This is a genomic window from Pseudomonas sp. SBT1-2, from assembly GCF_028640875.1.
GTDB classification, from domain to species: domain Bacteria; phylum Pseudomonadota; class Gammaproteobacteria; order Pseudomonadales; family Pseudomonadaceae; genus Aquipseudomonas; species Aquipseudomonas chlororaphis_I.
The window spans coordinates 8,112-34,517 of the sequence record NZ_JAQZAA010000087.1 but is presented as its reverse complement, the minus strand read 5'-3'; the positions used below and the strand labels follow the sequence as shown (position 1 = coordinate 34,517).

26 protein-coding genes are annotated in these 26,406 nt (G+C 63.7%); 12 read left to right on the top strand and 14 right to left on the bottom strand.

Going from position 1 to position 26,406, the window contains the following annotated elements; translation table 11 throughout:
* Positions 1-18: 18 nt before the first annotated feature.
* Complete coding sequence (locus PVZ78_RS18475) at positions 19-1,272, top strand: OprD family porin (protein WP_273829042.1); 1,254 nt, start codon at positions 19-21, stop codon at positions 1,270-1,272.
* A 52-nt stretch (positions 1,273-1,324) separates the two neighbouring features.
* Here PVZ78_RS18475 and PVZ78_RS18470 read toward each other — a convergent pair whose 3' ends face one another.
* Both PVZ78_RS18470 and PVZ78_RS18465 read right to left on the bottom strand, forming a co-directional pair.
* Positions 1,325-3,277 carry a M48 family metallopeptidase gene (locus tag PVZ78_RS18470; RefSeq protein ID WP_273829041.1) on the bottom strand — a complete coding sequence of 651 codons (1,953 nt, stop codon included), beginning with the start codon at positions 3,275-3,277 and terminating at the stop codon, positions 1,325-1,327.
* Positions 3,278-3,301: 24 nt separating this feature from the next.
* Positions 3,302-3,898, bottom strand: coding sequence for a LemA family protein (locus PVZ78_RS18465; protein ID WP_101282196.1), 597 nt, complete (start codon positions 3,896-3,898; stop codon positions 3,302-3,304).
* Positions 3,899-4,178: 280 nt separating this feature from the next.
* Here PVZ78_RS18465 and PVZ78_RS18460 point away from each other — a divergent pair, with 280 nt between their 5' ends.
* The gene (locus PVZ78_RS18460) at positions 4,179-5,822 is read left to right on the top strand and encodes an ABC1 kinase family protein (protein ID WP_273829040.1); all 1,644 of its coding nucleotides are present in this window, start codon (positions 4,179-4,181) and stop codon (positions 5,820-5,822) included.
* 91 nt (positions 5,823-5,913) lie between these two features.
* Here the strand turns inward: PVZ78_RS18460 and PVZ78_RS18455 are convergent, their stop codons facing one another.
* The 3 genes from PVZ78_RS18455 to PVZ78_RS18445 form a co-directional block, all read right to left on the bottom strand.
* Positions 5,914-6,165: a bacteriocin immunity protein gene (locus PVZ78_RS18455; protein WP_016702807.1), complete on the bottom strand. Its 252-nt coding sequence runs from the start codon at positions 6,163-6,165 to the stop codon at positions 5,914-5,916.
* A gap of 121 nt (positions 6,166-6,286) precedes the next feature.
* Positions 6,287-6,643: a DUF6572 domain-containing protein gene (locus tag PVZ78_RS18450; RefSeq protein WP_009048391.1), complete on the bottom strand. Its 357-nt coding sequence runs from the start codon at positions 6,641-6,643 to the stop codon at positions 6,287-6,289.
* Positions 6,644-6,661: 18 nt separating this feature from the next.
* Positions 6,662-7,855 (bottom strand): S-type pyocin domain-containing protein, encoded by a 1,194-nt coding sequence (locus tag PVZ78_RS18445; protein WP_041986772.1) that lies wholly within the window; start codon positions 7,853-7,855, stop codon positions 6,662-6,664.
* A 269-nt stretch (positions 7,856-8,124) separates the two neighbouring features.
* On the opposite strand from PVZ78_RS18445, the gene PVZ78_RS18440 reads away from it, so the two are divergent.
* The 3 genes from PVZ78_RS18440 (at position 8,125) to dmeF (ending at position 9,945) form a co-directional block, all read left to right on the top strand.
* On the top strand, positions 8,125-8,463 hold the full coding sequence (locus PVZ78_RS18440) for an FKBP-type peptidyl-prolyl cis-trans isomerase (RefSeq protein WP_016702805.1): 339 nt from the start codon (positions 8,125-8,127) through the stop codon (positions 8,461-8,463).
* A 238-nt stretch (positions 8,464-8,701) separates the two neighbouring features.
* Complete coding sequence (locus PVZ78_RS18435; protein WP_009048394.1) at positions 8,702-8,974, top strand: metal/formaldehyde-sensitive transcriptional repressor; 273 nt, start codon at positions 8,702-8,704, stop codon at positions 8,972-8,974.
* Positions 8,975-8,988: 14 nt separating this feature from the next.
* Entirely contained in the window at positions 8,989-9,945 is a 957-nt protein-coding gene (gene dmeF, locus PVZ78_RS18430) for a CDF family Co(II)/Ni(II) efflux transporter DmeF (RefSeq protein WP_273829039.1), read from the top strand.
* Between the two features lie 2 nt (positions 9,946-9,947).
* On the opposite strand, the gene PVZ78_RS18425 is transcribed toward dmeF, so the two are convergent.
* The 3 genes from PVZ78_RS18425 to PVZ78_RS18415 form a co-directional block, all read right to left on the bottom strand.
* Positions 9,948-10,922, bottom strand: coding sequence for an alpha/beta fold hydrolase (locus PVZ78_RS18425; RefSeq protein WP_273829038.1), 975 nt, complete (start codon positions 10,920-10,922; stop codon positions 9,948-9,950).
* 91 nt (positions 10,923-11,013) lie between these two features.
* Positions 11,014-11,361, bottom strand: a complete 348-nt coding sequence (locus PVZ78_RS18420) for an antibiotic biosynthesis monooxygenase family protein (RefSeq protein ID WP_009048397.1) — start codon at positions 11,359-11,361, stop codon at positions 11,014-11,016.
* A complete protein-coding gene (locus PVZ78_RS18415; protein WP_273829037.1) occupies positions 11,361-12,503 on the bottom strand; it encodes a cytochrome P450 in 1,143 nt (380 codons plus the stop codon). The genes PVZ78_RS18420 and PVZ78_RS18415 overlap by 1 nt, the downstream gene beginning before the upstream one ends.
* An 81-nt stretch (positions 12,504-12,584) precedes the next feature.
* Here PVZ78_RS18415 and PVZ78_RS18410 point away from each other — a divergent pair, with 81 nt between their 5' ends.
* Positions 12,585-13,358, top strand: a complete 774-nt coding sequence (locus PVZ78_RS18410; RefSeq protein WP_009048399.1) for an ArsR/SmtB family transcription factor — start codon at positions 12,585-12,587, stop codon at positions 13,356-13,358.
* 71 nt (positions 13,359-13,429) lie between these two features.
* Positions 13,430-13,927 (top strand): AAA family ATPase, encoded by a 498-nt coding sequence (locus PVZ78_RS18405; protein WP_273829036.1) that lies wholly within the window; start codon positions 13,430-13,432, stop codon positions 13,925-13,927.
* 312 nt (positions 13,928-14,239) lie between these two features.
* Here PVZ78_RS18405 and PVZ78_RS18400 read toward each other — a convergent pair whose 3' ends face one another.
* Positions 14,240-14,776: a hypothetical protein gene (locus PVZ78_RS18400; protein ID WP_273829035.1), complete on the bottom strand. Its 537-nt coding sequence runs from the start codon at positions 14,774-14,776 to the stop codon at positions 14,240-14,242.
* Positions 14,777-14,991: 215 nt separating this feature from the next.
* Between PVZ78_RS18400 and PVZ78_RS18395 the strand changes: the two genes are divergently transcribed.
* From PVZ78_RS18395 to PVZ78_RS18380, 4 genes are all read left to right on the top strand, one after another.
* Positions 14,992-16,401, top strand: a complete 1,410-nt coding sequence (locus PVZ78_RS18395) for a circularly permuted type 2 ATP-grasp protein (protein ID WP_009048402.1) — start codon at positions 14,992-14,994, stop codon at positions 16,399-16,401.
* A gap of 3 nt (positions 16,402-16,404) precedes the next feature.
* Positions 16,405-17,355, top strand: coding sequence for an alpha-E domain-containing protein (locus PVZ78_RS18390; RefSeq protein WP_007925069.1), 951 nt, complete (start codon positions 16,405-16,407; stop codon positions 17,353-17,355).
* Positions 17,352-18,149 carry a transglutaminase family protein gene (locus PVZ78_RS18385; protein ID WP_016702799.1) on the top strand — a complete coding sequence of 266 codons (798 nt, stop codon included), beginning with the start codon at positions 17,352-17,354 and terminating at the stop codon, positions 18,147-18,149. The genes PVZ78_RS18390 and PVZ78_RS18385 overlap by 4 nt, the downstream gene beginning before the upstream one ends.
* Before the next feature lie 227 nt (positions 18,150-18,376).
* A complete protein-coding gene (locus tag PVZ78_RS18380) occupies positions 18,377-19,261 on the top strand; it encodes an N-acetylmuramoyl-L-alanine amidase (protein WP_273829034.1) in 885 nt (294 codons plus the stop codon).
* Between the two features lie 91 nt (positions 19,262-19,352).
* Here PVZ78_RS18380 and PVZ78_RS18375 read toward each other — a convergent pair whose 3' ends face one another.
* From PVZ78_RS18375 to PVZ78_RS18355, 5 genes are all read right to left on the bottom strand, one after another.
* Complete coding sequence (locus PVZ78_RS18375; protein ID WP_009048405.1) at positions 19,353-20,372, bottom strand: branched-chain amino acid aminotransferase; 1,020 nt, start codon at positions 20,370-20,372, stop codon at positions 19,353-19,355.
* Positions 20,373-20,673: 301 nt separating this feature from the next.
* On the bottom strand, positions 20,674-22,065 hold the full coding sequence (lpdA, locus tag PVZ78_RS18370) for a dihydrolipoyl dehydrogenase (RefSeq protein ID WP_273829033.1): 1,392 nt from the start codon (positions 22,063-22,065) through the stop codon (positions 20,674-20,676).
* 18 nt (positions 22,066-22,083) lie between these two features.
* Positions 22,084-23,373, bottom strand: a complete 1,290-nt coding sequence (locus PVZ78_RS18365) for a dihydrolipoamide acetyltransferase family protein (RefSeq protein ID WP_273829032.1) — start codon at positions 23,371-23,373, stop codon at positions 22,084-22,086.
* Positions 23,374-24,432 carry an alpha-ketoacid dehydrogenase subunit beta gene (locus PVZ78_RS18360; RefSeq protein WP_028682773.1) on the bottom strand — a complete coding sequence of 353 codons (1,059 nt, stop codon included), beginning with the start codon at positions 24,430-24,432 and terminating at the stop codon, positions 23,374-23,376. It lies immediately after the preceding gene.
* Between the two features lies 1 nt (position 24,433).
* On the bottom strand, positions 24,434-25,669 hold the full coding sequence (locus tag PVZ78_RS18355) for a 3-methyl-2-oxobutanoate dehydrogenase (2-methylpropanoyl-transferring) subunit alpha (protein ID WP_016702794.1): 1,236 nt from the start codon (positions 25,667-25,669) through the stop codon (positions 24,434-24,436).
* A 197-nt stretch (positions 25,670-25,866) separates the two neighbouring features.
* Between PVZ78_RS18355 and bkdR the strand changes: the two genes are divergently transcribed.
* On the top strand, positions 25,867-26,355 hold the full coding sequence (gene bkdR / locus PVZ78_RS18350) for a Bkd operon transcriptional regulator BkdR (RefSeq protein ID WP_009048410.1): 489 nt from the start codon (positions 25,867-25,869) through the stop codon (positions 26,353-26,355).
* Positions 26,356-26,406: the final 51 nt, after the last annotated feature.

Sequence of the window (26,406 nt, the reverse complement as noted above, 5' to 3'; positions counted from 1 at the left end):
AACAATGAGTAGTCCGATATGACCCTTTCGATCACCCGTGGGGCGTTGCTGCCCCTGGCCGCGCTGTTGCCGCTGACAACCGTTGGCGCGGCAGGTTTCGGCGACGACAGCACGCTCAAGCTGCAACTGCGCAATGTCTATTTCAATGAGAACTTCCGTGACGAGCATGGCCTGAGTGCCCGTGCGGCACGCACGGCCAAGAGCGAGCGCACGGAGTGGGCCCAGGGCCTGCTGCTGGATTTCCAGTCGGGTTTCACCCCCGGCACCCTCGGCCTGGGCGTCGACGGGCTGGCCCTGGTCGGGGTCAAGCTCGACTCGGGACGGGGCCGCAGCGGTACCGGCTTGTTGCCGGTGCATGACGACGGTCGCGCCGCCGACGAGTTCGCCAGTGCCGGTGTCACGGCCAAGGCCAGGCTGGCCGGGACCACGCTCAAGTACGGCACCTTGCTACCCAGGAACCCGGTGCTGATCTACAACGACGCGCGCCTGCTGCCGCAGACCTACCAGGGCACGCAGCTCACCAGCAGCGACATCGACAACCTGACGCTCACCGCTGGCCGGCTGGATCGCTTCAAGCTGCGCGATTCCAGCGACAGCGTGCCGATCGTCGCGGACGGTTATGCCGGCGACAAGTCCGGGGACTTCACCTATGCCGGGGGCGACTACAAGCTCGGCAAGAACCTGCGTTTGAGCTACTTCTACGGCGAGCTCGAGAACTTCTACCGGCAGCACTTCGCCGGTATCCAGCACGACCTGAAGCTGGGCGCCGGCGTACTGACCAGTGACTTGCGTTACTTCCACAGCAGCGACAGCGGTTCGGCCTACGGCGGCAACATCGACAACGATATGCTCAGCGGCCTGCTGTCCTATGCCATTGCCGGCCATACCCTGGGCGGCGGCTACCAGGTGCTCAACGGGGATGCCGGGTTGCCTTACATCAGCGGCGCCACGGTGTACTCGTTCAGCAACGTGGGCATTGGCAAGTTCATCGAGGAGGACGAGAAAACCTGGATGCTCAACTACGGCTACAACTTCGCCGCGCTCGGGGTGCCGGGGCTGGCGTTTTCCACCCGCTACCTGAGCGGTAGCGACGGCCGCTCGAACACCGCGATCAAGGAATGGGAGCGCGATGCCGAACTGGCCTATGTGGTGCAGCAAGGCCGATTCAAGGGGCTGGGGGTGAAGCTGCGCAACTACGTGTACCGTTCCGAATTCGCCCGGGGACGCGACAGCAACCGCCTCTATTTCACCTACGAGATCGCGCTCTGGTAAGGATGGCGGTGCCTGCCCAGGCTGGCGCTGGGCAGGCATGCTTGACCGGTACTCAGAGCGTGGCGGTCTGGGGGGCGCTGGCAGATGCCGGGGAAGACGCTGGCTCGGCGACTGCCGAGGACAGCAGCGGTGGCATCGGGCAATCCAGCACATCGGCCACGGCGCGCATCAGCTCGGCTTCGGCCACGGTGACCTGGCCGTCGTAGCAGACGCAACGGGCCATGGCCTGCAGCAGCGTCGGCCGTTCCTCGGGCATCAGCTGGCGCAGGCGCACCAGGGCGGCATCCAGGTGTTCGAGGTCGACCTGCGCCGGTTGCGGCTGGGCGAAGGGCAGGCCGGTCCAGGCATGGGCCAATGCCAGTTGGGCCTGCTGCGCGGTCTTTTGCCCGGCACTGGCCAGGGCGCCGAGCAGGACCGCCAGTTCTTCGCTGCGCTGGAACAGCCCCCATTTGTATTCGGGCGCCGGCAGGCCTTCGACATTGCGCTGCACGATGCGCAGCAGCGTCCACTCCAGCAGCTCGACCTGGTCGTCGGCGTCGATCAGTTGTCGCAGGTTGTCCATGAACGGCTTGCAGGCTTTCTTGTCCAGCTGCTGCAGGGCCGGTATCGACAGGTCGAGCAGCGGCAGGCGCAGGTTCGGGTCGAGGGCCGCCAGCTGTTTTTGCAGGGCTTGCAGGCAACCGAAGACCTCGGTGGGGCTGTTGGCCTCCAGCTGCGCGAGTTGCCGGCGGCGTATCGAATCGTTGGCGGACAGCAGCAGGCCATAGACCAGCGCCTGGGCGCCGGTGGTGCTGTGGGCGCTGCGCTGGAGCGCCGGGTCGAGGCTGACCAGCGCCGCTTGTGCCGCCAGCAGATGTTGCGCGTTCGGGCTGCCGATGCTGGCAATCGACTGCTTGATCGCATTCAGGTCGAAGACCAGGGCGCTGGTCGCTTGCGACTGGCGGCTGAACTCCCCGGAACTGTCCAGGCCGGCGCGGGCGGGCTCGGCCGGCAGTTCGACGGCTTCGACGGTGGGCAAGCGGCCGTCCCAGCCGGGTTCCAGGCGGCGGATCCGCGCCGAGAGGGGCGGATGGGTCGCGGACTGGCCGTAGACGGAGAGGGTGGCCCCTTCACTGAAATACAAGTGGCTGTATTCGGAGCTGAAAGCGCTGTCGAGTTTCGAGCTGGCGGCATAACCGCCGATTTTTTTCAGCGCGCCGACCAGGCCGGCCGGGTTGCGGGTGAACTGCACCGCCGAGGCATCGGCGAGGAACTCGCGCTCGCGGCTGATGGCGCCCTTGATCATATTGCCGAAAAAGGTCCCGACCGAGCCCAGCAGGATCAGCGCCAGGCCACTCCACATCGCCAGCCCGCCGACCCGATTCTGTGCCAGCCGGCCGGCCTGGTTGACCCCGTTGGCCATTGCCTCGCCGGTCAAGCCGATAACCAGGATGCCGTGGACAATCGCCACCAGCCGGGTGTTGAGGCGCATGTCGCCGTTGTAGATATGGCTGAACTCATGGGCGATCACCGCCTGCAGTTCCTCACGGTTGAACACCATGATGGCGCCGCGGGTGACCCCGATCACCGCTTCCTGTGGGGTAAAGCCGGCGGCGAATGCATTGATCCCGGCATCGGGCAGCACGTACACCTGCGGTACCGGCGTGCCCGAGGCCAGGGCCATTTCCTCGACCACATTGAGCAGCCGTTGTTCTTCCAGGCCGTCCGGGTGCAGGTTGATCAGCCGGCCACCCAGGCGCTTGGCGACCACCTTGCCGCCGGCTTTCAGTTCGGAATGCTTGCCCATGCTGCTGCCGATCACCACCAGGAACACCACCGCGGCGATCATCGCGGTCAGCTGCCAGTCGAAGCTCGGCGACTGCTTCATCTCCTTGAGAAATTGCAGCCAGAGCAGGTTCAGCGCCAGGCTGGTGACCGTCACCAGGCACAGCACGGCCAGGATCATCAGCAGCACCAGGGTGCCGGTACGCCGTTTGGCCCGGGCCTGGTGTTCAAAAAAATTCATCGGACCATCCAGGGTGACAGGGGGTTAGAAGGCGACCTTGGGGGCTTCCTGGATCAGGGCGCTGTCGGCGAATTGCAGCAGGCTGGCATCGGCGCCATGGCCGAACAGGCCGGCCAGGATCACCGGCGGGAAACTCTGCTTGTAGCTGTTGTAATCCATCACCGTGTCGTTGAAGGCCTGGCGGGCAAAGGACACTTTGTTTTCGGTGCTGGTCAGTTCTTCGCTCAGCTGTTGCATGTTCTGCGACGCCTTGAGGTCCGGGTAGGCCTCCATGCTCAGGTTCAGCCGGCCCATGGCGCTGGACAGCGCGCCTTCGGCCTGGCCCAGCTGGGCCATGTGCTGCGGGTTGCCGGGCTCGGCCGCGACAGCCTTGAGACCCGCCAGCGCGGCGTTGCGCGCCGCGGTCACGGCTTCGAGGGTGTCGCGCTCGTGCTTGAGGTAAGCCTTGGCGGTTTCCACCAGGTTGGGGATCAGGTCGTAACGGCGCTTGAGCTGGACTTCGATCTGCGCGAAGGCATTCTTGAAGCGGTTCCGGCGGGCCACCAGGCCGTTGTAGACGGTGATGACGTAGATCACCAGCAGGGCGAGCGCGAGCAGAACCACAATAGTTGAAACAGCCATACGGATGTCCTTATCGGCGTGCGGATTTCAGGGGGGCGCCATGGTAACCGAATTTATCGCGGGCGCCGCCATGGGCAACCGCCGGCATGCGGTCTTCGGCTGCACCTCGAACCAGGCAGGACCTGCAAGCGGCGCTGCCGCGTTCTGAATGATTGCCGCTCGTTGTGGTCGGACCTTGCAGGGTGCGTTGTCGGTGCCGGAGTCCCCGGCAGGCGCGCCACCCAACCTTGAGTCCGCCGGCCACGCCGCGGGCGTCACCTTGTGAAGGATCATCCCGACCATGCTCGAACCCACCTGGACGGCACTCAAACACCATAAGCGGGTGCATCAGATAGTCGCCGTGCTCGCGGCCTTCGGTGCCCAGGATGTGCTGCTGCGCCTGGGCCTGGGGCGCCTGCTGGGCGAGTCGCAAGCCGGTACTGAAACGCAGCCGCAGGACTCGACGCCGCAACGGGTGCGCCTGGCCCTGGAAAAACTCGGGCCGACCTTTATCAAGCTCGGGCAGATCCTCGCCAGCCGCAGCGACATCCTGCCGCCGCACTGGATCAGCGAACTGGAGTCGTTGCACAGCAGCGCCGCGACCTTGCCCTGGAGCGAGCTGGAGGACCAGGTACGCGAGGACCTGGGTTTTGAGCTGGACCAGGTGTTCGCCGAATTCGACACCGAGCCCCTGGCGGCGGCCTCCATCGCCCAGGTTTATCGCGCGCGCCTGCTCAGCGGCGAGGCGGTGGTGGTCAAGGTGCAGCGCCCCGGCCTGCGGCGCAAGATGAGCGCCGACCTGCAACTGCTGGAAGGCGTGGCGATGCTGGTGGAAGAGAACGCCGCCCTGGCTCATTACCAGCCGCGGCAGATGGTCCGGCAACTGGCCCGGGCGATGCTTGAAGAACTGGACTTCACCCAGGAAGGCCAGCATTGCGACACCGTGGCGGCGAATTTCGCCGAGCATCCGCAGATCGCCATTCCGCGTATCCATTGGCTGCACAGCAGCGAGCGCCTGCTGGTCCAGGAATTCCTGCCCAGCCATACACCACTGGAGCGCCAGGCCCTGATCGAGCAGGGGCTGGACCCGAGCCTGCTGGCGCAGCGCGGGGCCCAGGCCTTTATCAAGATGCTGCTGGAGGACGGCCTGTTCCATGGCGATCCGCACCCCGGCAACCTGCGGGCCATGGACGACAACCGCGTCGGGTTTATCGACTTTGGCATGGTCGGGCGCCTCGACGAGCGCCGGCGCCTGGAGGTCATGGGCTTTATGCGGGCCATGACCGAGGGCAGTACCGAAGCGCTGGTGGCGGTGCTGATCGACTGGAGCGGCGAGCAGGTGCGCGACCTGTCCGCCATCGAACAGGCTGCGCGGGAGTTCATGGGCCGGCACGGCGGCAAGGCGCTGAACATGAGTGCGATGATCGAGGACTTCCTCGGCCTGATGCGCGCATACCAACTGTTGCTGCCGGCCGACCTGCTGGTGCTGTTCAAGGCGCTGATCACCGCCGATGGCGTGCTCACCCGTCTCGATCCTCAGTTGGACCTGGTGGCCACCGCGCGCCCGGCCATCAGCCAGATGCTCAAGCAGCAGTTCAGCTGGAAGCTCGCTCGCCGCCTGGGCCTCGACGGCCTGGAGCTGGGCCGCGGCGTCGCCGTCGAACTGCCACAGTTGACCCGCCTGCTGATCAACCGCCTGAAACACGGCGTGGTCGACCTGCGCCTCGACATGCCGGGCGTCGAGCGCCTGGAAAAATCCCTGCGCCTGGCCTCGACCCGCGTGTCCCTGGCCCTGCTGATCAGCGCACTGCTGATCGCCTTCGGCCCACAGCTCGCCGCGGCCGGCCCGGCCTGGCAGGGGTTGTCGGTGGTGGGCTGGCTGGCGGGAGGGGCGACTGTGGGTGGGTTGATGGCGTTTGTCTGGAGTTTGTTCAAGCGATCTTGAGGGGGGAGGTTGAGCGTGGGGATCATGTCCGGTGCTGCACATTCCAGATGTGCCTGAGTTCCTCCTTGGTGTTTGCGTTCAGCACCTTTGATCAGATCTTGAAACCCGGTAGGCCCTTGTCACGGCAATAGCTGCTGACAGTCCGCGTTACGCCATCGGCTGAATCGTCTTCCCCAGCCTCTGGATAGAACATTAAATCGTTCCCTGCTGGATGGGGAACGATCTTGTTGAAGTGATCGACAAGCTCGGCTCGCTCTTCCTCAGTTCGTGCATTTTCAATCGCTTGGATCAGGGCCTTGAATTCCTGTTCGGTGTAGTAAGCCAAATGGCTCTTCAATTCCATTACTCAACTCCCCCTATGAGAGCCCACATTGAATAGGCTTTTCTTTTTCTGTCAGTTCTTGATCCCTGTAGCCAGAGCTTTGGCGCCTTGCCCTCTCCCCTAAGCTGGAGCGCATCGCCGGTCACTCGTTGTCTGTCACATCGTCTTGTTTAAGCACGAACTCTAGGCCAATGCCTACTTCCTTTAACACCTCGGTAGCGCGATCAACAAGGAGTTCACCTTGCTCTGAAAGCTCATACTTCCCGATGATGCGGATGATGGGGGACTTACCAAGGGCGCCGGGAATCTCGGTGTAGATGTCGCCGCTTTCGATGAAAGCGATGTACGCATTCAGCTTTTCTTGAAGCGCAAGAAGGTGCTCGCCCTGTTCGGTTTTGTCAGCCCACCCAAGATGGTCTGTGATCCCGAGAACTATTTTGTTGTGATCCCATTTTGGGATTCCCCACATGTCGATGACTTCGGTATCTGTAACTGACATAGCTGTTCCTTGATTGCGTTAGTCTATTTTCGGTCGCAAGATTTGTACTCGGGTTGGCGGTATAACCGTTCCTCCGGGGAAGCCAGGTTTACCTTTACCAACAATGACTCCGCCGCTCTCTTCGATTTCCGGGAACGCCAGCTTTTGATTGCGTGTAAGTGGTGCTGTGTCGGAGGCTTTGCATTCGACGCACGCAATGTCTCCGTTCGCGTCCCTGCCAATCATATCGAGACGAGTTCTGGTGCCGCTCTTTGTTTTCAGCGTTACCTGTTGAGTTGACTCGTTCATTTCTTCGGCAAATGGAGGGTAAGCCTTATCTTCAAAAGCAGCGCCAGCCGTCTTGTTCTTCTCCAACTGTGTACTGAGCACAATGTAGATTGGCTCAATCCCCGAGTCAGGGAACCAGATAATTGCATCTCGGAATTCAGGTGGATGTGCGGGGTTCGCCAACACCGTGTCAGATTGTGCTGTAGGTGGATACACCCAAACAGGTGGCAACTGTGACGCGCCTTCCAGTGCAGGAATACCCAGTACACCGTCACCGCTTGCCGCTGGTGTCCAAGTGAGGCCGATCCCGTTGCCAATGTCGGCGATAAACTTCTCACCGTCCTTCCTGCCCTCAATGACTGGGACATTTTCCCAATCCGTCTTGCCGCCCGTGTAGAAGCCATAGGCGTTAACGGAGCCATCCGGCAAGGTCTTCACATTGACACGAACACGTGTGCGGCCTGTCTTGAGCATTGCGTACTGCTCATTCTTATAGAAGGCACTGTCAGGCGAAATGCTGGTGTTTGGAATCAGCAACGCAACAGTGCCCACTACAGCGCCAGTAGCAACAACACCTGACCCTTCCAGCAATGTGAGAGCCAATGATCCGCCAAGACGTTTGGCAATGGCGCTGCCAGTGGCAGAGCCGCCCACCAATTGGAGAGAGGAACCTTGCGCTGTGATTGCCGTCCCGGTAGCTAATACAGCCCATAGCCCGTAATCAGCCAGCTTCTCAACAGGCACAAATCCGGCCGGATTCTTGTGATCGATCACACCGTCAGGCAGGTTGCAGCTTTTGGCAAAGACACAACCCATGGTGGCGGGCTTGTCTTCTGCCTTTGGCGGCAGGTCCTTGTATTCCGCCCAGCGCTGGGCGCCAAGATCGACGGGCTCTACACCCTTGTTGCGATAGCCCTTCGGGGCGTTCGGTACGTAGCCACTCATCCCTGTTCGCGTCCACATTGTCCATAAAGAAAGCCCCCGTCAGAGGGGAGCGAAGAGCATTTGCAGTTGGCTTAGGGACGCTATTGGATTCGGCTATGGAGGGTCTGTAGGGACAATCTGAAAAATGCTGGCTGGGCCAGGAGGCATCGATAATGTGCCCTGCCTCAGCCCCTTCCAGGAGCATGCCTGACAAGTCGCGAGGCGGAAAATTTGTTATTTTCCGCACCCTCGGTGGCCGCTGCTGGCTGCCTCCAACAGAGAGTGAATAGATGAGCGACCTGTTACAGGTGATCGATATCGAAGTGGGCGAGGGCAAGGCGGTGGTCAAGGGCGCCTTGATCACCACCCAGTACCGCGGTTTCCTGGAAGACGGCACGCCCTTCGATTCGTCCTGGGAGCGTGGCAAGCCGTTCCAGTGCGTGATCGGCACCGGGCGGGTGATCAAGGGCTGGGACCAGGGCCTGATGGGCATGCAGGTCGGCGGCAAGCGCAAGCTCTTGGTGCCGGCGCACCTGGGCTACGGCGAGCGCTCGATGGGCAAGATCCCGCCGAATTCCGATCTGGTGTTCGAGATCGAGTTGCTGGAAGTCCTGACTCGCGACGACTGATTTCGCTTATTGGCCAGATCAGGGCTCTGCCTGATCGGGCCGCGTTACCCGGGCTGGGTGTGGGCTCGAACAGAATCGCCACGCCCTTGCTCCCTAGATCTCCCTTGAAATCGTGCTTCCGTGCTTTCGCCAGGCGGGGCCAGGTTGTGGCTGGTTGAAACGCAGCGGGCTTTGGCCTCTTGCGTCTGTTCCAGTCATCGGCCAGGATGGGCGCCATATAGGTATAGGGGGTATAGGTATGTCGCATACGCACGCACAGAAAGACGATCTGCTCAAACGGGTCCGGCGCATTCTTGGCCAGGTGCAGGCCGTGGAGCGGGCCCTGGAGTCCGGCGCGGAGTGCGCCAAGACCCTGCATCTGGTGGCGGCCACCCGCGGTGCGATCAACGGCCTGATGGGGGAAATCATCGAGGCCCACGCCCTGGAGCATGTGGCTCACCCTGAGCTCAGTGATGAAGAGCGGGCCAAGGGCGTGAACGAATTGCTCGAAGCCATTCGCCGTTATTCCTGACCGGAGACCACCCCATGCGCCCCACCTTGCCCTCTGCAGGCTTGACCCACGACCACCACTTCCTCGGTGCCGCCCACGATGAAAACGCCCGACGCACGCTGTGGGTGGTGGCGCTGACCTTCATCATGATGATCGGCGAAATCGCCGCCGGTTATCTCACCGGTTCCATGGCCTTGCTGGCCGACGGCTTCCATATGGCGACCCATGCCGGGGCCCTGGGCATCGCGGCGGCGGCCTACGGTTTCGCCCGGCGCAATGCCGACAATGCGCGCTTCAGTTTCGGCACCGGCAAGGTCGGCGACCTGGCGGGGTTCGCCTCGGCGCTGATCCTCGGCCTGGTGGCCATCGGCATCGCCGGCGAGTCGTTGCTGCGGCTGTTGCAGCCGACCCAGGTGGCGTTCACTGAGGCGACCGTGATCGCCGTGGTCGGGCTGCTGGTGAATATTGTCAGCGCCTTGCTGCTTTCCGGCGGCCATGCCCATCACGGCCATGATCACGCTCATCAGCCTGCTCATGAGCATCCGCACCCGCATTCACACGGGCACGGCCATCACCACGACAACAACCTGCGCTCGGCCTACGTCCATGTGCTGGCCGATGCCCTGACCTCGGTCCTGGCTATCGCCGCCTTGCTGGCGGGGCGTTATCTGGGCTGGGTCTGGCTCGACCCGGTGATGGGTGTGGTCGGCGCGCTGGTCATCGGCCGCTGGGCCTATGGCTTGATGAAGTCCAGCGCGGCGGTGCTGCTCGACACCACGGACGAACACCTGGCCGGCGAGATTCGCCAGTCGGTGGAAGCCGCCGGCGATGCGCGCATTACCGACCTGCATGTGTGGCAGGTGGGCCCGCAGGCGCGGGCGGCGATCGTCAGTGTGGTAGCGGCTGCCGGCGTCAGTGCCGAGACCATTCGCCAGCGCCTGGCGCCGGTCCACGAACTGTCGCACCTCACCCTCGAATATCGCAGCCTGTAACGCTAGGCCCCTGTCTGCACCGCAGGCGGGCAGGGGTAATTTCTCCCAAGAAAATCCAGCAACCGCAGATTGACCTCTTCCGCCCGTTCGCTCTGGATCCAGTGCCCGCAATCCGCCAGCCGATGCTGTTCCAGGCGTGGCACCTTGCCGGGCATGCGCTCCATAGTGCGAGCTTCCAACTGACCCACCGGGTCGCGGTCGCCGATCATGAACAGGGTCGGTTGGCTCACCTGGCGTTCGCCCAGGTGTTCGGTCCGCTGCCAGTTGCGCTCGAAGTTGCGGTACCAGTTCAAGGCGCCGCGAAAACCTCGCCCCGCAAAGGTGCGTCGGTACACCGCAAAGTCCTCCGGCGTGCACCAGGCGGGCGGTGCCTGGTGCGGCGGCATGCCGTCGAACAGCAGGGCCGACGGACTCTTTTCATCCAGCAGGTGTTCGCAGTCGTGCATGAAATGCAGCAGGCTGCGGTCGATGTCGGCGTCCAGTTCCCGCTCGGCGACGCCGGGCTCCTGGAAGTACAGGATGTAGTTGAAACGCTCGGCGAACAGCTCGGCCATGATCTCCACGGCCGGACGCTTGGGGCGGCCGGCGAAAGGCACCGACAGGGTCACCAGGGCCTTGACCCGCTGCGGTTCCAGCAGCGCCAGGTGCCAGGCGATCACGGCACCCCAGTCGTGACCGACGATGCAGGCCTGCTCCTGGCCCAGGGCATCCATCGCCTGCTGGATATCCGCGCACAGGGTCAGCACGTCATAGGCGGCTACCTCCTCTGGGGCGCTGCTGTCGCCGTAGCCGCGCATCTGCGGGATCAGCACCCGGTAGCCGGCGGCCGTCAGCGGCGCGACCTGCCGGCGCCACGAATACCAGCACTCGGGAAAACCGTGCAGCAGCCACACCGGCGGTCCATCCAGCGGGCCATCGGCATGCAGGTGCAATTCGATGCCGTTGAGCTTCAGGGCGTGTTGGGTGATCTGGCTCATGATGGTGTCCTCCCAAGTCCAAGCCTGACCCTAGCAGAAGCACGATGACCCTCTGACCACCATTCATTGGTCGAATAGGCGCCCAGCAGTTTTACCCGGCATGGGCCCGGCGGCTGTCCGCCGGCGCCTGGTCGCGCTGGGTCAGCCCGTAGTCGCGCGCCACTGCGGCGACCCGCAGCCGGTAGTCGGCGAACACCTGGGTCCGCCCCAGGGCCTGGGCCGTGCGATGGCGTTCCAGGGTGCGCCAGGCCTCGACCGCCTGCTCGTCGCGCCAGAACGACAGGGACAGCAGCTTGTCCGGCTCGCTCAGGCTCTGGAAACGTTCGATGGAAATGAAGCCGTCGATCTCCAGCAGCAGCGGTTTCAGCGCGGCGGCGAGGTCCAGGTAACGCTGGCGATGTTCCGGGCGGGGCAGGGCTTCGAATATCACGGCGATCATCAGTGCGACTCCGGCAGGGGGGTGAACAGGGGGATGCGCCCGTTGAGCGAGGGCTTGTAGGTCCAGGCGATGGGCTGGTCGAGGGGCGATTGCCGCAGCAGCGCGCCGACCACCGCGCTGGCGATGCTCAGGGCCAGGGCCTGGCCGGGGCATTGGTGGCGGCCGCTGCCAAAGCTGAAACTGCGCCGGGCCTCGCGTTCGAGCAGCAGGCGGTCCGGCTCCGGGTTCAGTTGCGGGTCGCGGTTGGCCGAGGCCAGCAGCACCAGCACCACAGCGCCCGGCTCCAGCGTCACCCCGGCGATGCTGCAAGGGGCGGCGACGAAGCGCCGGGTGTTCTGCACCGGCGGGTCGTGACGCTGCACTTCGGCCAGCAGGTCGGCGATCCGGTTGGGCGTCGCCTGCAGGTCCGCGAGTAACTGGCGATCGTTCAGCAGGGCGCAGAGGCTGTTGCCGATCAGCCCGGCGCTGGCCTCGAAGGTCTGGGACAACAGGCCGATCAGGTTGGCGATCAGGCTGTCATGCTCCTGCCTGCCGAAGCCGTTGACGATCCGCTGCAACAGCGGGCTGACGGGGGCCTGATCGAGCAATACCTCGAAGTGTCGGCTCAACGCTTCGGCTGCCCGGTGGGCGGCCTCCCGTTGTGCCTGATTGCTGGCCGGCGACAGGCAGGCGACAAAGTCCCGGGTCAGCCCGGCAATCTCGGGCAACTGGTGCGCGGCAAAGCCTAGCAGCCCGGCGACCACCGCCACCGGCAGGCGGAACTGGCAATCGTGCAGCCTGGCAGTGGTATCCCTTGGCAGGCCCAGCAGCAGGGCGGCGACCCGCTGCTGGATTTCCTCGGCATATACCTGTTGCAGGCCCGGCTCGACCGCGGCCCGCGGGCAACGCTGGCGTTCGCCGTCGTTCATCCGCATCAGTTGGCCGAACACTGTGCCGGCGGCGCCGTCGGCTATGGCCCGGGGCACTGGCTCGCGGGCGGGACGTACCCGGCACTCGGGATGGGCCAGCACCGCGGCCACCGCTGCGGCGCTGCTGGCCAGCCACATCCCCAGTCCGGGGTCGAAGGCCAGCCCGCTCCGGGCCCGCAGGCTGGCGTAGTAAGGGTAGGGATCGGCGTGGGTGACGGCGGTGATCGGGTCCATGACGGGCGGCCTTATTCGCGGGGGAGAAGTGTTGCTACTATCGGCAACCTGCGAAGGGCACGATTCGTTCGGGAGCGAAATATGAATGCACAGCAGCACGACAACGCCGTATCCCAGGTCGCCGCGGCCATTGCCGAGCCGGCGCGGACGAAGATGCTCTGCGCGTTGATGGACGGCCACGCGCGCACCAGCACCGAGCTGGCGGCGATCGCCGATGTCAGCGCCTCCACCGCCAGCGCGCACCTGGGCAAGCTCAAGGACCTGGCCCTGGTGCGCCTGCATGTGCAGGGCCGCCATCGCTACTACAGCCTGGCCGACCAGCGCGTGGCCCAGGCCCTGGAGGCCCTGATGGTGATCGGCCGCAACGCCATGCCAGCTTTCAGCCCGCGCACCCCGGACCGCCTGCAGTTCGCCCGTACCTGCTACGACCATATGGCCGGCACCCTGGCGGTGCAGTTGCATGACCGCATGCTCGACGCCGGCTGGTTGCAGGAGCCGCAGGAGGGCGCCCAGGAGTACAGCCTGAGCCCGGCCGGCGAAGGGTTTTTCGCCGGATTGGGTATCGATGTGCAGGCCCTGGCGACCTTGCGTCGACGCTTTGCCTGCCCGTGCCTGGACTGGAGCATGCGCCGCCCGCATCTGGGTGGTGCGCTGGGAGCCGCGTTGTTGCAGGAGGCGATCCGGCGCAAATGGCTGACCCAGGACCTGGACAGCCGGGCGCTGGGATTGACCGCCCTGGGGCGCAAGGAGCTTGCCACTCGGTTCGCGGTCCAGCTCGAAGAACCGGACAGCCCAACCCTGCGGGTCGGGAGCGCTGCCAAACCGGATCGGCCGTCCGTTACCCAGGCTTCATAGGCCGGTCCACAACCCCATGGCTGGCGCTGCCGTCAGCCTGCGCATGCAGTGCTTTGCTTGGAGTTCTCCCTATGCTCATCGTCTTCAGTGGCCTGCCCGGCAGCGGCAAGACCACCATCGCCCGGGCACTGGCCAGCCATCTGCGGGCCGCCTATCTGCGCATCGACACTATCGAGCAGGCGCTGCGCAACGGCGGCTTGGCGGAGGTCGGCAAGGCCGGGTACGAGGTCGCCAATGCCCTGGCCCGCAGCAACCTGGCCCTGGGCAACCGGGTGGTGGCCGACTGCGTCAATCCGCTCGCCGAGAGCCGCCAGGCCTGGCAGGACATTGCCGAGGCCGAGCAGAGCCCTTTACTGAATGTCGAGGTGGTCTGCACGGACCTCGCCGAGCACCGGCGCCGGGTGGAAAGCCGTGAGGCGGATGTGCCCGGCCTGCGTCCGCCGAGCTGGCAGTCGGTGCTCGATCATGATTACCAGGCCTGGAGCAGCGAGTGCTTGAGGCTGGACAGCTCCCTGCTGTCGCCAGCCGAGGCGGTGCGGATCATCCTCGAACACCTGGAAACCTTGTAGTACCTGACCCACCGCGATGCCTGGATCGCCAGCAAGCTGGCTCCTACACGTTTTGCGGTGTGTGCGAGTAGCTATTTATCCGCGAATCACTGTAGGAGCGAGCTTGCTCGCGATGGCGGCGTGCCTGATTCACCCTGGTGCCTGCATCGCGAGCAAGCTGCGCTCCTACAGGTTCGGTGGTGGGGGTAGGGCGGCGATAAATCCTGGCTGATTGCACTGAATCAATAAAAAGTGGAATGAAGAGTTCGGCGGATAACGTCGGCGAACGTTATTCCTTTGGGCGCGAACCGTGCACAGTCGGAACTACCCGATTCAATCCTGTCCGACACTTTTACAAAGTAGCGCTGGCGAAAAGCCGAAATTGCGCCAATAGTTGGCGCTATTGGGTGTTTCGTTCGCCGTTGGTGCGTTTTCCGGACCGCTAATGGTGCGCTGTTCTTTCTCTCGGCAGGCCGCGTCAACTCTTGCTTTGTGCAAAGCGATAACAGCTGCTTTGCCAAAAATCCCCGTGTCAGGGCAAAAAAACCTTCCTCGACAGTTTCTGCACTTTTTTCGTTCGCGCCAGTGTTGTGCAAGGCCGTTCCGGCGGCCTTCCGGATAAAACGTTTCAGCATCAACAGGGAGTGGAGCCCCCTGGTTGAGTGAAAAGTGTCGCCAAACTGTCGTTTTTCCACCCTTGGGGACTTTATTCGCGGGGAGACGGGATTTGGGCACAGCGATTGCTAAAGCAGATAGACAGCCTTTGAAATCCAACGAAGTGTGCTGTTGAAGTTTCGGAAAACTTTCAGTTTGAAAGTTCACATTAAAACGAAAAAGGAGGTGACGAGTTCCACAACCAATGGACGTCATCGCGGGCGATCCATTGCCGAAAATCCATACGGGAAGTTTCGCCAAACGACTGGCGTCAATAAGTGGGGGTATTTCCGTCGGCATCGAGCGGAATATTCAAGCCGCACAATGAGGTGCACAACAGAACAGTTTCTATCGCTCAGCGTAAGGCCCGATTTATTGAAACAGAGAGTTTAAATAAAAAAGCCGTTTAAACCACGGCGAGGAGTTGGGGTATGTCCCGTGCTTTTTTTAACGAAATGTATGATGCGAGTGGTGGCTGCCGCCCACATTACCAGGAGTTCGCCCGCTGGCTGGCGGACACCCCCGTGGAGCTGCTGGACCAGCGTCGGCGCGAAGCCGACCTGCTGTTCCACCGCGCTGGCATCACCTTCACGTTGTACGGTGACGAGCAAGGCACTGAACGGCTGATTCCCTTCGACATCATCCCGCGCAGCATCAAGGCCAGCGAATGGCGGAACGTCGAGCGCGGCTGCATCCAGCGGGTCCAGGCATTGAACATGTTCCTGGCCGATATCTACCACGGGCAACGAATTCTCAAGGAGGGCATCATCCCGGCCGAGCAGGTGCTGGCCAACGAGGGTTACCAGGTGGCGATGCGCGGCCTGGACCTGCATCGCAATATCTATTCGCACATCTCCGGCGTCGACCTGGTGCGTGACGGCGACGGCAGCTACTACGTGCTGGAAGACAACCTGCGCACCCCCAGCGGCGTCAGCTACATGCTCGAAGACCGCAAGATGATGATGCGCCTGTTCCCCGAGCTCTTCGCCGCGCAACGGGTGGCGCCCATCGACCACTACCCGAACCTGCTGCTCGATACCCTGAAAAGCTCCAGCCCGCTGGACAACCCGACGGTGGTGGTGCTGACCCCGGGGCGTTTCAACAGCGCCTATTTCGAGCATGCGTTCCTGGCCCGGGAGATGGGCGTGGAACTGGTGGAAGGCGCCGACCTGTTCGTGCGCGATGACCGCGTATTCATGCGCACCACTTCCGGCGCCCAGGCGGTGGATGTGATCTACCGTCGCCTCGACGACGCCTTCCTCGACCCCTTGTCGTTCAACCCCGACTCCATGCTTGGTGTGCCCGGGCTGATCGCCGCCTACCGTTCCGGCAACGTGGTGCTGGCCAACGCGGTGGGCACCGGGGTGGCGGACGACAAATCGATCTACCCCTATGTCGACGAGATGATCCGTTTCTACCTGAGCGAGGAACCGATCCTGAAGAACGTGCCGACCTGGCAATGCCGCAAGCCCGCGGAGCTGTCCCACGTACTGGCCAACCTGCCGGACCTGGTAGTCAAGGAAACCCAGGGTTCCGGCGGCTACGGCATGCTGGTGGGGCCGGCGGCCACGGCGGCGGAGATCGAAGACTTCCGCGCCCGGCTCAAGGCCCGTCCGGAAGCCTATATCGCCCAACCCACCCTGTGCCTGTCGACCTGCCCGACCTTTGTCGAGAACGGCATCGCGCCGCGGCATATCGACCTGCGCCCGTTTGTGCTGTCGGGCAGCGAAACCCGGTTGGTGCCGGGCGGCCTGACCCGCGTGGCCTTGCGCGAAGGCTCGCTGGTGGTGAACTCGTCGCAAGGCGGCGGCACCAAAGACACCTGGGTCGTGGAGGATTGACCGATGCTTTCAAGAACCGCTGCAGACCTCTACTGGATGTCCCGTTACCTGGAGCGCGCCGAGAACCTGGCGCGCATGCTCGAAGTCAGTTACTCGCTGTCGCTGATGCCCCAGGCGGGGCGTAGCGATGGCCATGCCGAGCTGGCGATGTCGCTGCTGGCCGCCGGCACCCTGGACGATTACAACCAGCGTTACGGCGAGCTGAACACCGAACGCATGCTGCACTTCTTCGCCCTCGACGAAACCAACCCCGGCAGCATCTATTGCTGCCTGCGGGCGGCACGGACCAACGCCCATGCGGTGCGCGGGCGGATCACCGCCGACATGTGGGAAAACATCAACGCCACCTGGCTGGAGATGCGCAACATCGCCAAGAGTGGCCTGGGACGCTACGGCATCAGCCATTTCTGCGAATGGGTCAAGGAGCGTTCGCACCTGTTCCGTGGCGCGACCTCGGGCACCATCATGCGCAACGATGCCTATTGCTTCATTCGCCTGGGCACCTTTATCGAGCGGGCCGACAACACCCTGCGCCTGCTGGACGCGCGCTACGAAATGTTCGGCGAGGAGTCGGAGGAGGTCAGCGACAACTCGGCCCGTGGCTACTACCAGTGGAGCGCCTTGCTCCGTGCCCTGTCCTCGTTCGAGGCGTTCAACGAGATCTACCGCAATGCACCGGGAGCCGAGCAGGTGTCCGAGATGCTGCTGTTGCGTGCCGACGTACCGCGCTCGCTGCATGCCTGCGTCGAGGAGCTGGACCAGATCCTCGCCAGCCTGCCGGGCAACAACGGCCGTCCGGCCCAGCGCCTGGCCGCCGAGCTGAACGCGCGCCTGCGCTACACCGGGATCGACGAGATCCTCGCGTCGGGCCTGCACCTGTGGCTGAGCGATTTCATCGCGCAGATCCGTCACCTGGGGCAGACCGTCCACGAATCCTATCTGGAGGTTGTATGAAACTTTCCATACGCCACGACACCACCTACAGCTACGCCGATGAAGTCTGCACCAGCATCCAGTTCCTGCGCCTGACCCCGCAGAACAGCGAGCGCCAGCACATCCTCGAATGGCATCTGGAACTGCCGCGCCTGGTGCGCAGCCAGCTCGACCCCTACGGCAATATCCTGCACGTGCTGACCATGGATGAACCCCATGGCGCCCTGGTCCTGAGCGCCTATGGCCAGGTGGAAATCGACCAGGCCCGGGAGGTGGAGCACGACAGCCTGTCGCCGTTGCCATTCCTGCGCAGCAGCCCGCTGACCAAGGCCGACGCCGCCCTCAGCGCCTTCGCCGCGCAGCACTGCGGCACCCGGCGCGACCGCGCGGCGCTGATCGAGCTGATGCACGCCCTGGCCGCACACATGGTCTACAGCCCGGGCGCGACCACGGTGGACACCACCGCGGCCGAGGCTTTCGCCGGCGGGGTCGGGGTCTGCCAGGACCACACCCATGCGTTCCTGGCTTGCGCCCGCGGCCTGGGGATTCCCGCGCGTTATGTCTCCGGCTACCTGTGCACCGAAGACGAAAGCCACCTGGCCAGCCACGCCTGGGCCGAGGCCTGGATCGACGGCGGCTGGTACAGCTTCGACGTGACCAACCGCCTGGCGCGGCCGGAACGGCACCTGAAGCTGGCGGTCGGCCTCGACTACCTCGACGCCTGCCCGGTGCGTGGCATGCGTCGCGGCGGCGGCGCCGAGCACATGCTGGCACAGGTCCAGGTGAACTCGATGTTCCAGGTCCAGCACCAGTAGCCGCGGCCTTTCCCGCACCATCGGGCATGCCGGCCCCGGCATGCCCACCCCTTGGGGCGCAGCAGCCCTGCATGGCCCATCTGCGCTTTCTGTCGTCGACTTTCTCAGCGACTTTCGGACTTTTCCTAAAGACAGTCTTTCCCCCCGGCTCCTAGCATGCGCCGCTCCGCAGGCCTGCAACGCAGCAAGCCAGGCGGGGAAAGGAAAGCAACGTTCAAGGGCAAGTCATGAAGAAATACACCACGGTCTTAAGCCTCTTGCTGGCGATGACCGGTTGTACCAGCAGCCACCAAGACACCTCCGAGGCCACGCTCACGGAGAAAGATGGCTACGTCCTTTCGAAAGGCGAAAGGGCGGTGGCGAAGAACCACCGGATCCGTTTCCTGGTCCTGCACTACACCGCGCTCGATCAGGCACAGTCCTTCGAAACGCTGACGCGATCGGAACACGTTAGCGCCAACTACCTGATTCCCGACCGGCCGAAGACCCACAAGGGCCTGCCGGTGGCCGACCAGTTGGTCGATGACCACGACCGGTCCTGGCATGCGGGAGTGAGCCAGTGGAAGAACCGCAGCAACCTGAATGACACCTCGCTCGGGATCGAGATCGTCAACGCTGGCTGGGACCAGGACACCGGCCAGTTGCTGGGCGAGCCCTACAACGAGCAGCAGATAGAACTGCTGATCAGCCTGGCCCGCGACCTGGTCAGTAAGTACGACATACAGCCGACGGACATCGTCGGGCACTCGGATATCGCCCCCGGGCGCAAGATCGATCCGGGGCCGTTCTTTCCCTGGAAACGGCTTGCCGAAGCCGGCATTGGCGCCTGGCCCGACGAGCGCACCCTCGACGACTACCTGGCCCGCTTCAGCGTGGCGCCGCCGAGCATGATCCAGGTCACGAAGGCGCTGCAAACCTATGGTTATGGCTATCTGGACCAACAACCGGAAAGGGTGGTGGAAGCCTTCCAGATGCGCTTCAACCAGGAAAATGTCAGCGGGATCGTGGATATCCGCACGGCGGCCATCCTGTTTTCCCTGATCGACAAATATCACGGCAAGGACAAGGCGAGCGCCATTCTGCTACCGCCGGAAGTGGCGGCGCTCGGCTAGGGGCACAGGTTTCGACGGCCTGCGGCGACTATGAAAAAGCCCGCCGTTCGCGGTTGCGAAGGGCGGGCTTTTCAGCACCTGGTGGCTAGGGTCAGACCTTGACGATCCAGCCCGCTGGCGCTTCGATGTCGCCGGTCTGTACGCCGGTCAGCTCTTTGTAGAGCTTCTGGGTGATCGGGCCGACTTCTTTTTCGCTGTAGAACACGTGCAGCTTGTCCTTGTACTCGATGCCGCCGATCGGCGTGATCACCGCGGCGGTACCGCAGGCGCCGGCTTCCTTGAAGTCCGACAGCTTGTCGATCAGCACGTCGCCTTCGATCACTTCCAGGCCCAGGCGGGTCTTGGCCAGCTCGATCAGCGACAGGCGGGTGATGCCCGGCAGTACCGACGGCGACTTCGGCGTGACGAATTTGTCGTCGTGGGTGATGCCGAAGAAGTTGGCCGAACCGACTTCCTCGATCTTCGAGTGGGTCAAAGGGTCCAGGTAGATGCAGTCGGCGAAGTGCTTCTTCTTGGCTTCCGAACCTGGCATCAGGCTGGCGGCGTAGTTGCCACCGACCTTGGCCGCGCCGGTGCCTTGTGGCGCCGCGCGGTCGTAGCTGGAGATCAGGAAGTTGTGCGGGGTCAGGCCGCCCTTGAAGTAGGCACCGACCGGAATGGCGAAAATCGAGAAGATGAACTCGGGGGCGGTGCGCACGCCGATGTTGTCACCCACGCCGATCACGAACGGGCGCAGGTACAGCGCGCCGCCGGTGCCGTAAGGCGGGATGAAGCGCTCGTTGGCGCGAACCACTTCCTGACAGGCGGCAACAAATTGCTCGGTGGACACCTGCGGCATCAGCAGGCGCGCGCAGCTGCGCTGCATGCGGGCGGCGTTCTGGTCCGGGCGGAACAGGTTGATCGAACCGTCCTTGCAGCGGTAGGCCTTCAGGCCTTCGAAGCACTGCTGGCCATAGTGAAGGGCGGTGGAGCCTTCGCTGATGTGCAGCACGTTATCTTCGGTCAGGGTGCCTTTGTCCCACTCGCCGTTACGCCAGTGCGACAGATAGCGCTTGTCTGTCTTGATGTAGTCAAAACCCAGCTTGTCCCAATTGATGCTTTCGTTACCCATGACACCCTCTATCGCTTAACAACCGTCGCAACGGCTCAAGGCTTCTGACGTTTTTTGGATGGGCACAACAATACTGCATTCCGGGGGGCCACCGCATCCCGGGCGATGGGAGGGGAAGCAAAAAAACTTAGCCTGCTCATGAACCCTCCTGTCGTCCTGTGGCGCGAACCCCAAAGGCTGCGGCGAGCTGTTTCTGTAGGAGCGAAGCTTGCTCGCGATAGCGTCGGCACAGACGGCTTGATATCCCTGCCGTGCTCACTGGCCCTATCGCGAGCAAGCTTCGCTCCTACAGACCCGGTGTTTATAGATGCAACGCGTGGCCCAGGGCGCGCAATGCCGCTTCCTGCACCGCCTCGCCCAGGGTCGGATGGGCGTGGATGGTGCCGGCGATATCTTCCAGGCGCGCGCCCATTTCCAGGGACTGGCCGAAGGCCGTGGACAGTTCGGACACGCCGACGCCCACCGCCTGCCAGCCGACAATCAGGTGATTGTCACGGCGTGCCACCACCCGCACGAAACCGTTTTTCGATTCCAGGGTCATGGCGCGGCCGTTGGCGGCGAACGGGAAGCTCGAGACGATGCAATCCAGGCCGGCGGCCTTGGCCTCGTCCGGGGTCTTGCCGACCACCACCAGTTCCGGATCGGTGAAGCACACCGCGGCAATGGCCGTCGGGTTGAATTCCCGGTGCTGGCCGGCGATCAGCTCGGCGACCATCTCGCCCTGGGCCATGGCCCGGTGCGCGAGCATCGGTTCGCCGGCGAGGTCGCCGATGGCCCAGACATTGCGCATGCTGGTCTGGCAACGCTGGTCAATGCGGATGGCCGAGCCGTTCATGTCCAGGTTCAGCGCTTCGAGGTTCCAGCCCTGGGTGTTCGGCTTGCGCCCGACCGCCACCAGCACCTGGTCGGTGTCCAGCTTCAGGCTGTCGCCGTTCGGGTCGCGCACCTGCAAGGTGTGGGTCGCGGCATCGAAACCTTCGACGCTGTGCTTGAGGTAGAGCTTGATCCCCAGTTGTTTCACCGATTCGAGCACCGGTTGGGTCAGCTCGGCGTCATAGGCCGGCAGGATGCGCTCCTGGGCCTCGACCACGCTGACTTCGGCGCCAAGCTTGCGGTAGGCGATGCCCAGCTCCAGGCCGATATAACCGCCACCGACCACGATCAAGCGCTTGGGCAGGGCCTTGGGCGCCAGGGCTTCGGTGGAGGAGATGATCGGCCCGCCAAGCGGCAGCATCGGCAGGTTGACGCTTTTCGAGCCGCTGGCCAGCAGCAGGTGTTCGCACTGGATGCGGGTGTCGGCGCCTTCGATTTCCACGGTCTTGCCGTCGATGACTTTGGCCCAGCCATGGATCACCTGGACCTTGTGCTTTCTCAGCAGGGCGGCGACGCCGGTGGTCAGGCGGTCGACGATGCCGTCTTTCCATTCCACGCTCTTGCCGATGTCCAGGGTCGGTGCCGAGACGTTGATGCCCAGGGCCGAGCCCTGGCTGTGATGGCGGGTCTGCTGGAACTGTTCGGCGACATGGATCAGCGCCTTGGACGGGATGCAGCCGATGTTCAGGCAGGTGCCGCCCAGCGCCTGGCCTTCCACCAGGATGGTCGAGATGCCCAGCTGGCCGGCGCGGATCGCCGCCACATAACCGCCGGGGCCACCGCCGATGATCAGCAAGGTAGTGTTCAGAGTTTGTTGCATGCCTTACTCCAGAAATGCCTATTCAACAAAGAGACTGGCGGGTTGTTCGAGCAGGCCGCGAATGGCCTGGATGAAGAGCGCCGCGTCCATGCCGTCGACCACCCGGTGATCGAAGGAGCTGGAGAGGTTCATCATCTTGCGGACCACGATCTGGCCTTTGATCACCATCGGCCGTTCGACGATCTTGTTCACCCCGACGATTGCCACTTCCGGCAGGTTCAGCACCGGCGTGCTGACGATGCCGCCCAGGGCGCCGAGGCTGGTCAGGGTGATGGTCGAGCCGGACAGTTCGTCACGGGCCGCCTTGCCGCTGCGCGCGGCTGTAGCCAGGCGCGAGATTTCCGCGGCGCTGTCCCACAGGCTGCGGGCTTCGGCGTGGCGCACCACCGGCACCATCAGGCCGACGTCGCTTTGCGTGGCCACCCCGACATGCACCGCGCCGTGGCGGGTGATGACCTGGGCTTCGTCGTCGTAACGCGCGTTGATCTGCGGGAAGTCGCGCAGGGCCACGACCAGGGCCCGCACCAGGAACGGCAGCAGGGTCAGCTTGCCGCGAGTGGCGCCGTGTTTTTCATTGAGGTGCGCACGCAGTTCTTCCACGGCGGTGACGTCGATTTCCTCGACATAACTGAAGTGGGCGGCGCGCTGGGTGGCTTCCTGCATGCGCTGGGCGATCTTGCGACGCATGCCGATCACCGGGATCTGCTCCTCGTCGTGACGCTGGGCATAACCGGACGGCGCCGAACCGCGGTGCGCGTTCTGGGTGCCCTGGGCCAGGTAGGCGTCCAGGTCTTCGTGGAGGATGCGTCCGGCCGGGCCGCTGCCCTGCACCAGGCGCAGCTGGATGCCCAGGTCCAGCGCATGCTTGCGCACGGCCGGGGAGGCCAGCGGGCGCTCGTCGGCGTCGCGGGCTACCGGCGCCTGTGGCGCGGGGCGGCACGCGGCGGCGGGTTTGCTTTCCAGCACTGGCGCGGCTTCGACCTTAGGCGCTGCTACTGCTGGTGCTGCTTCTTTAATAGGGGCAGGTTCCTTGACCAGATGATCGGACGCCTTGAGGTTGCCGGCGCCTTCGACCTCGATGCTGATCAATATGCTGCCCACCGCCATCACTTCGCCGGGCTGGCCGCCCAGGGATAGGACCTTGCCATGCACCGGGGAGGGGATATCCACCATGGCCTTGTCGGTCATGACGTCGGCCAGCACCTGGTCCTCGACCACCAGGTCGCCGACCTTGACGTGCCACTGCGCCAGTTCTACTTCTGCGATGCCTTCGCCGATGTCCGGCATCTTGATAACGTGCGTGCCCATTCAGACCTCCATGACCCGTTGCAAAGCCGCGCCCACTCGGGACGGGCCAGGGAAATACGCCCACTCCTGCGCGTGCGGGTAGGGGGTGTCCCAGCCGGTCACGCGTTCGATAGGCGCTTCCAGGTGGTGGAAGCAGTGTTCTTGCACCAGCGACACCAGCTCGGCGCCGAAGCCGCAGGTGCGGGTGGCTTCGTGGACCACCACGCAGCGGCCGGTCTTTTTCACCGACTTGACGATGGTCTCCAGGTCCAGCGGCCACAGGCTGCGCAGGTCGATGACCTCGGCGTCGATCCCGGTTTCCTCGGCGGCCACTTGCGAGACATACACCGTGGTGCCGTAGGTCAGCACGGTGACGTCCTTGCCCGGCCGGGTGATGGCGGCGACGTCCAGCGGCACCTTGTAGTAACCGTCCGGCACCTGGGCCGAGGGGTGTTTCGACCAGGGGGTTACCGGGCGGTCGTGGTGGCCGTCGAACGGGCCGTTGTACAGGCGCTTGGGCTCGAGGAAGATCACCGGGTCATCGTTTTCGATGGAGGCGATCAGCAGGCCCTTGGCGTCGTAGGGGTTGGACGGCATCACGGTGCGCAGGCCGCAGACCTGGGTGAACACCGCCTCGATGCTCTGGCTGTGGGTCTGGCCGCCGTAGATGCCGCCGCCGCAAGGCATGCGCATGGTCAGCGGCGCGGTGAACTGGCCGGCGGAGCGATAACGCAGGCGCGCCGCTTCGGAAATGATCTGGTCGGTGGCCGGGTAGACGTAGTCGGCGAACTGGATTTCTGCCACCGGGCGCAGGCCGTAGGCACCCATGCCGACGGCGACGCCGACGATGCCGCTTTCCGAGATCGGGGCGTCGAACACCCGCGAGGTGCCGTACTTGGCCTGCAGGCCTTCGGTGCAACGGAACACGCCGCCGAAATAACCGACGTCCTGGCCGAACACCACCACGTTGTCATCACGCTCTAGCATCACATCCATGGCCGAGCGCAGGGCCTGGATCATGGTCATGGTGGTCGTGGTCATGGCGGTGTCCAACTGGATATTGTTGTTGTGGTCGTTCATGTCAGATTCCCAGTTGCTGGCGTTGGCGCTTGAGGTGCTCGGGCATTTCCTTGTAGACGTCCTCGAACATGGTCGCGGCGCTGGGGATCTGCCCGCCGGCGAGGGTGCCGTACTGCTCGGCCTGTTTCTGCGCGGCGATGACTTCGGCTTCCAGTTCGGCGCTGACCGCGGCGTGTTCCTCTTCGGACCACTGGCCGATCTTGATCAGGTGCTGCTTGAGGCGGGCGATCGGGTCGCCGAGGGGGAAGTGGCTCCAGTCGTCGGCCGGGCGGTACTTGGACGGATCGTCGGAGGTGGAGTGCGGGCCGGCGCGGTAAGTGACCCATTCGATCAGGGTCGGGCCGAGGTTGCGCCGGGCGCGTTCGGCGGCCCAGCGGGACGCGGCGTAGACCGCGATGAAATCGTTGCCGTCCACCCGCAGCGAGGCGATGCCGCAACCGACGCCGCGTCCGGCGAAGGTGGTGGCTTCACCGCCGGCGATGGCCTGGAAGGTGGAGATCGCCCACTGGTTGTTGACCACGTTGAGGATCACCGGCGCGCGGTACACGTGGGCGAAAGTCAGGGCGGTGTGGAAGTCCGACTCCGCGGTGGCGCCGTCGCCGATCCAGGCCGAGGCGATCTTGGTATCGCCCTTGATCGCCGAGGCCATGCCCCAGCCCACGCCTTGCACGAACTGGGTGGCCAGGTTGCCGGAGATAGTGAAGAAACCGGCCTCTTTCACCGAGTACATGATCGGCAGCTGGCGGCCCTTGAGCGGATCGCGCTCGTTGGACAACAGCTGGCAGATCATGTCCACCAGCGGCACGTCGCGGGCCATCAGGATGCTTTGCTGGCGGTAGGTGGGGAAGCACATGTCGTCGATGTTCAACGCCAGGGCCTGGGCGCTGCCGATGGCTTCCTCGCCGAGGCTCTGCATGTAGAACGACATCTTCTTCTGGCGCTGGGCGACCACCATGCGGTTGTCGAAGATCCGCGTCTTGAGCATGGCGCGCATGCCCTGGCGCAGCACCTCGCTCGGCACGCTTTCGGCCCATTCGCCCAAGGCATTGCCCTGGTCGTCGAGCACGCGAATCAGGCCACGGGCCAGGTCGGCGGTGTCAGCGGGTTCTACATCGATTGGGGGTTTGCGCACCGTGCCAGCGTCGGTCAGACGCAGGTAGGAGAAGTCGGTTTTGCAACCGGGACGGCCTGAGGGTTCGGGCACGTGCAGGCGCAGCGGTTCGTACGCTTGGGTCATGGCTTGTCTACGCTCGATCTTGTGAATTTCTTGTAGTGGGCGCGCTTAGCTGACAGTCATTCTTTGGGTAAAAGAAATCTTGTCCTACAACAATCATAGGCCGGGCCAAGGAGAATATTTATCTCTGTTTCGTTGCGCTAAAGACGATTTGCAGATAAAAAAACTGCATAAACATAAAAAACAGGTTGATTTGTCTCATGCGCAAACTGGACCGTACCGACATCGGCATTCTCAACAGCCTCCAGGAGAACGCCCGCATCACCAACGCCGACCTCGCCCGTTCGGTGAACCTTTCGCCCACCCCGTGCTTCAACCGCGTGCGTGCCATGGAGGAGTTGGGGCTGATCCGCGAGCAGGTGACCCTGCTGGATGCCGACCTGCTGGGGCTGCATGTCAACGTGTTCATTCACGTCAGCCTGGAGAAGCAGGTGGAAGAGGCGTTGCAGCACTTCGAAGAGGCGATCGCCGACCGCCCGGAAGTCATGGAGTGCTACCTGATGGCCGGCGATCCGGACTACCTGATCCGCGTGCTGGTGCCGACCATCCAGGCCCTGGAGCGCTTCATGATGGACTTCCTGACCAAGGTGCCCGGCGTGGCCAATATCCGTTCCAGCTTCGCCCTCAAGCAGGTGCGCTACAAGACTGCGCTGCCGTTGCCGGCTAATGGTCTGACGCTGGGGAATTGACTTGATGGGCGAACCGCAGGCCCGGCCTCTCGCGAGCAAGCTCGCTCCTAC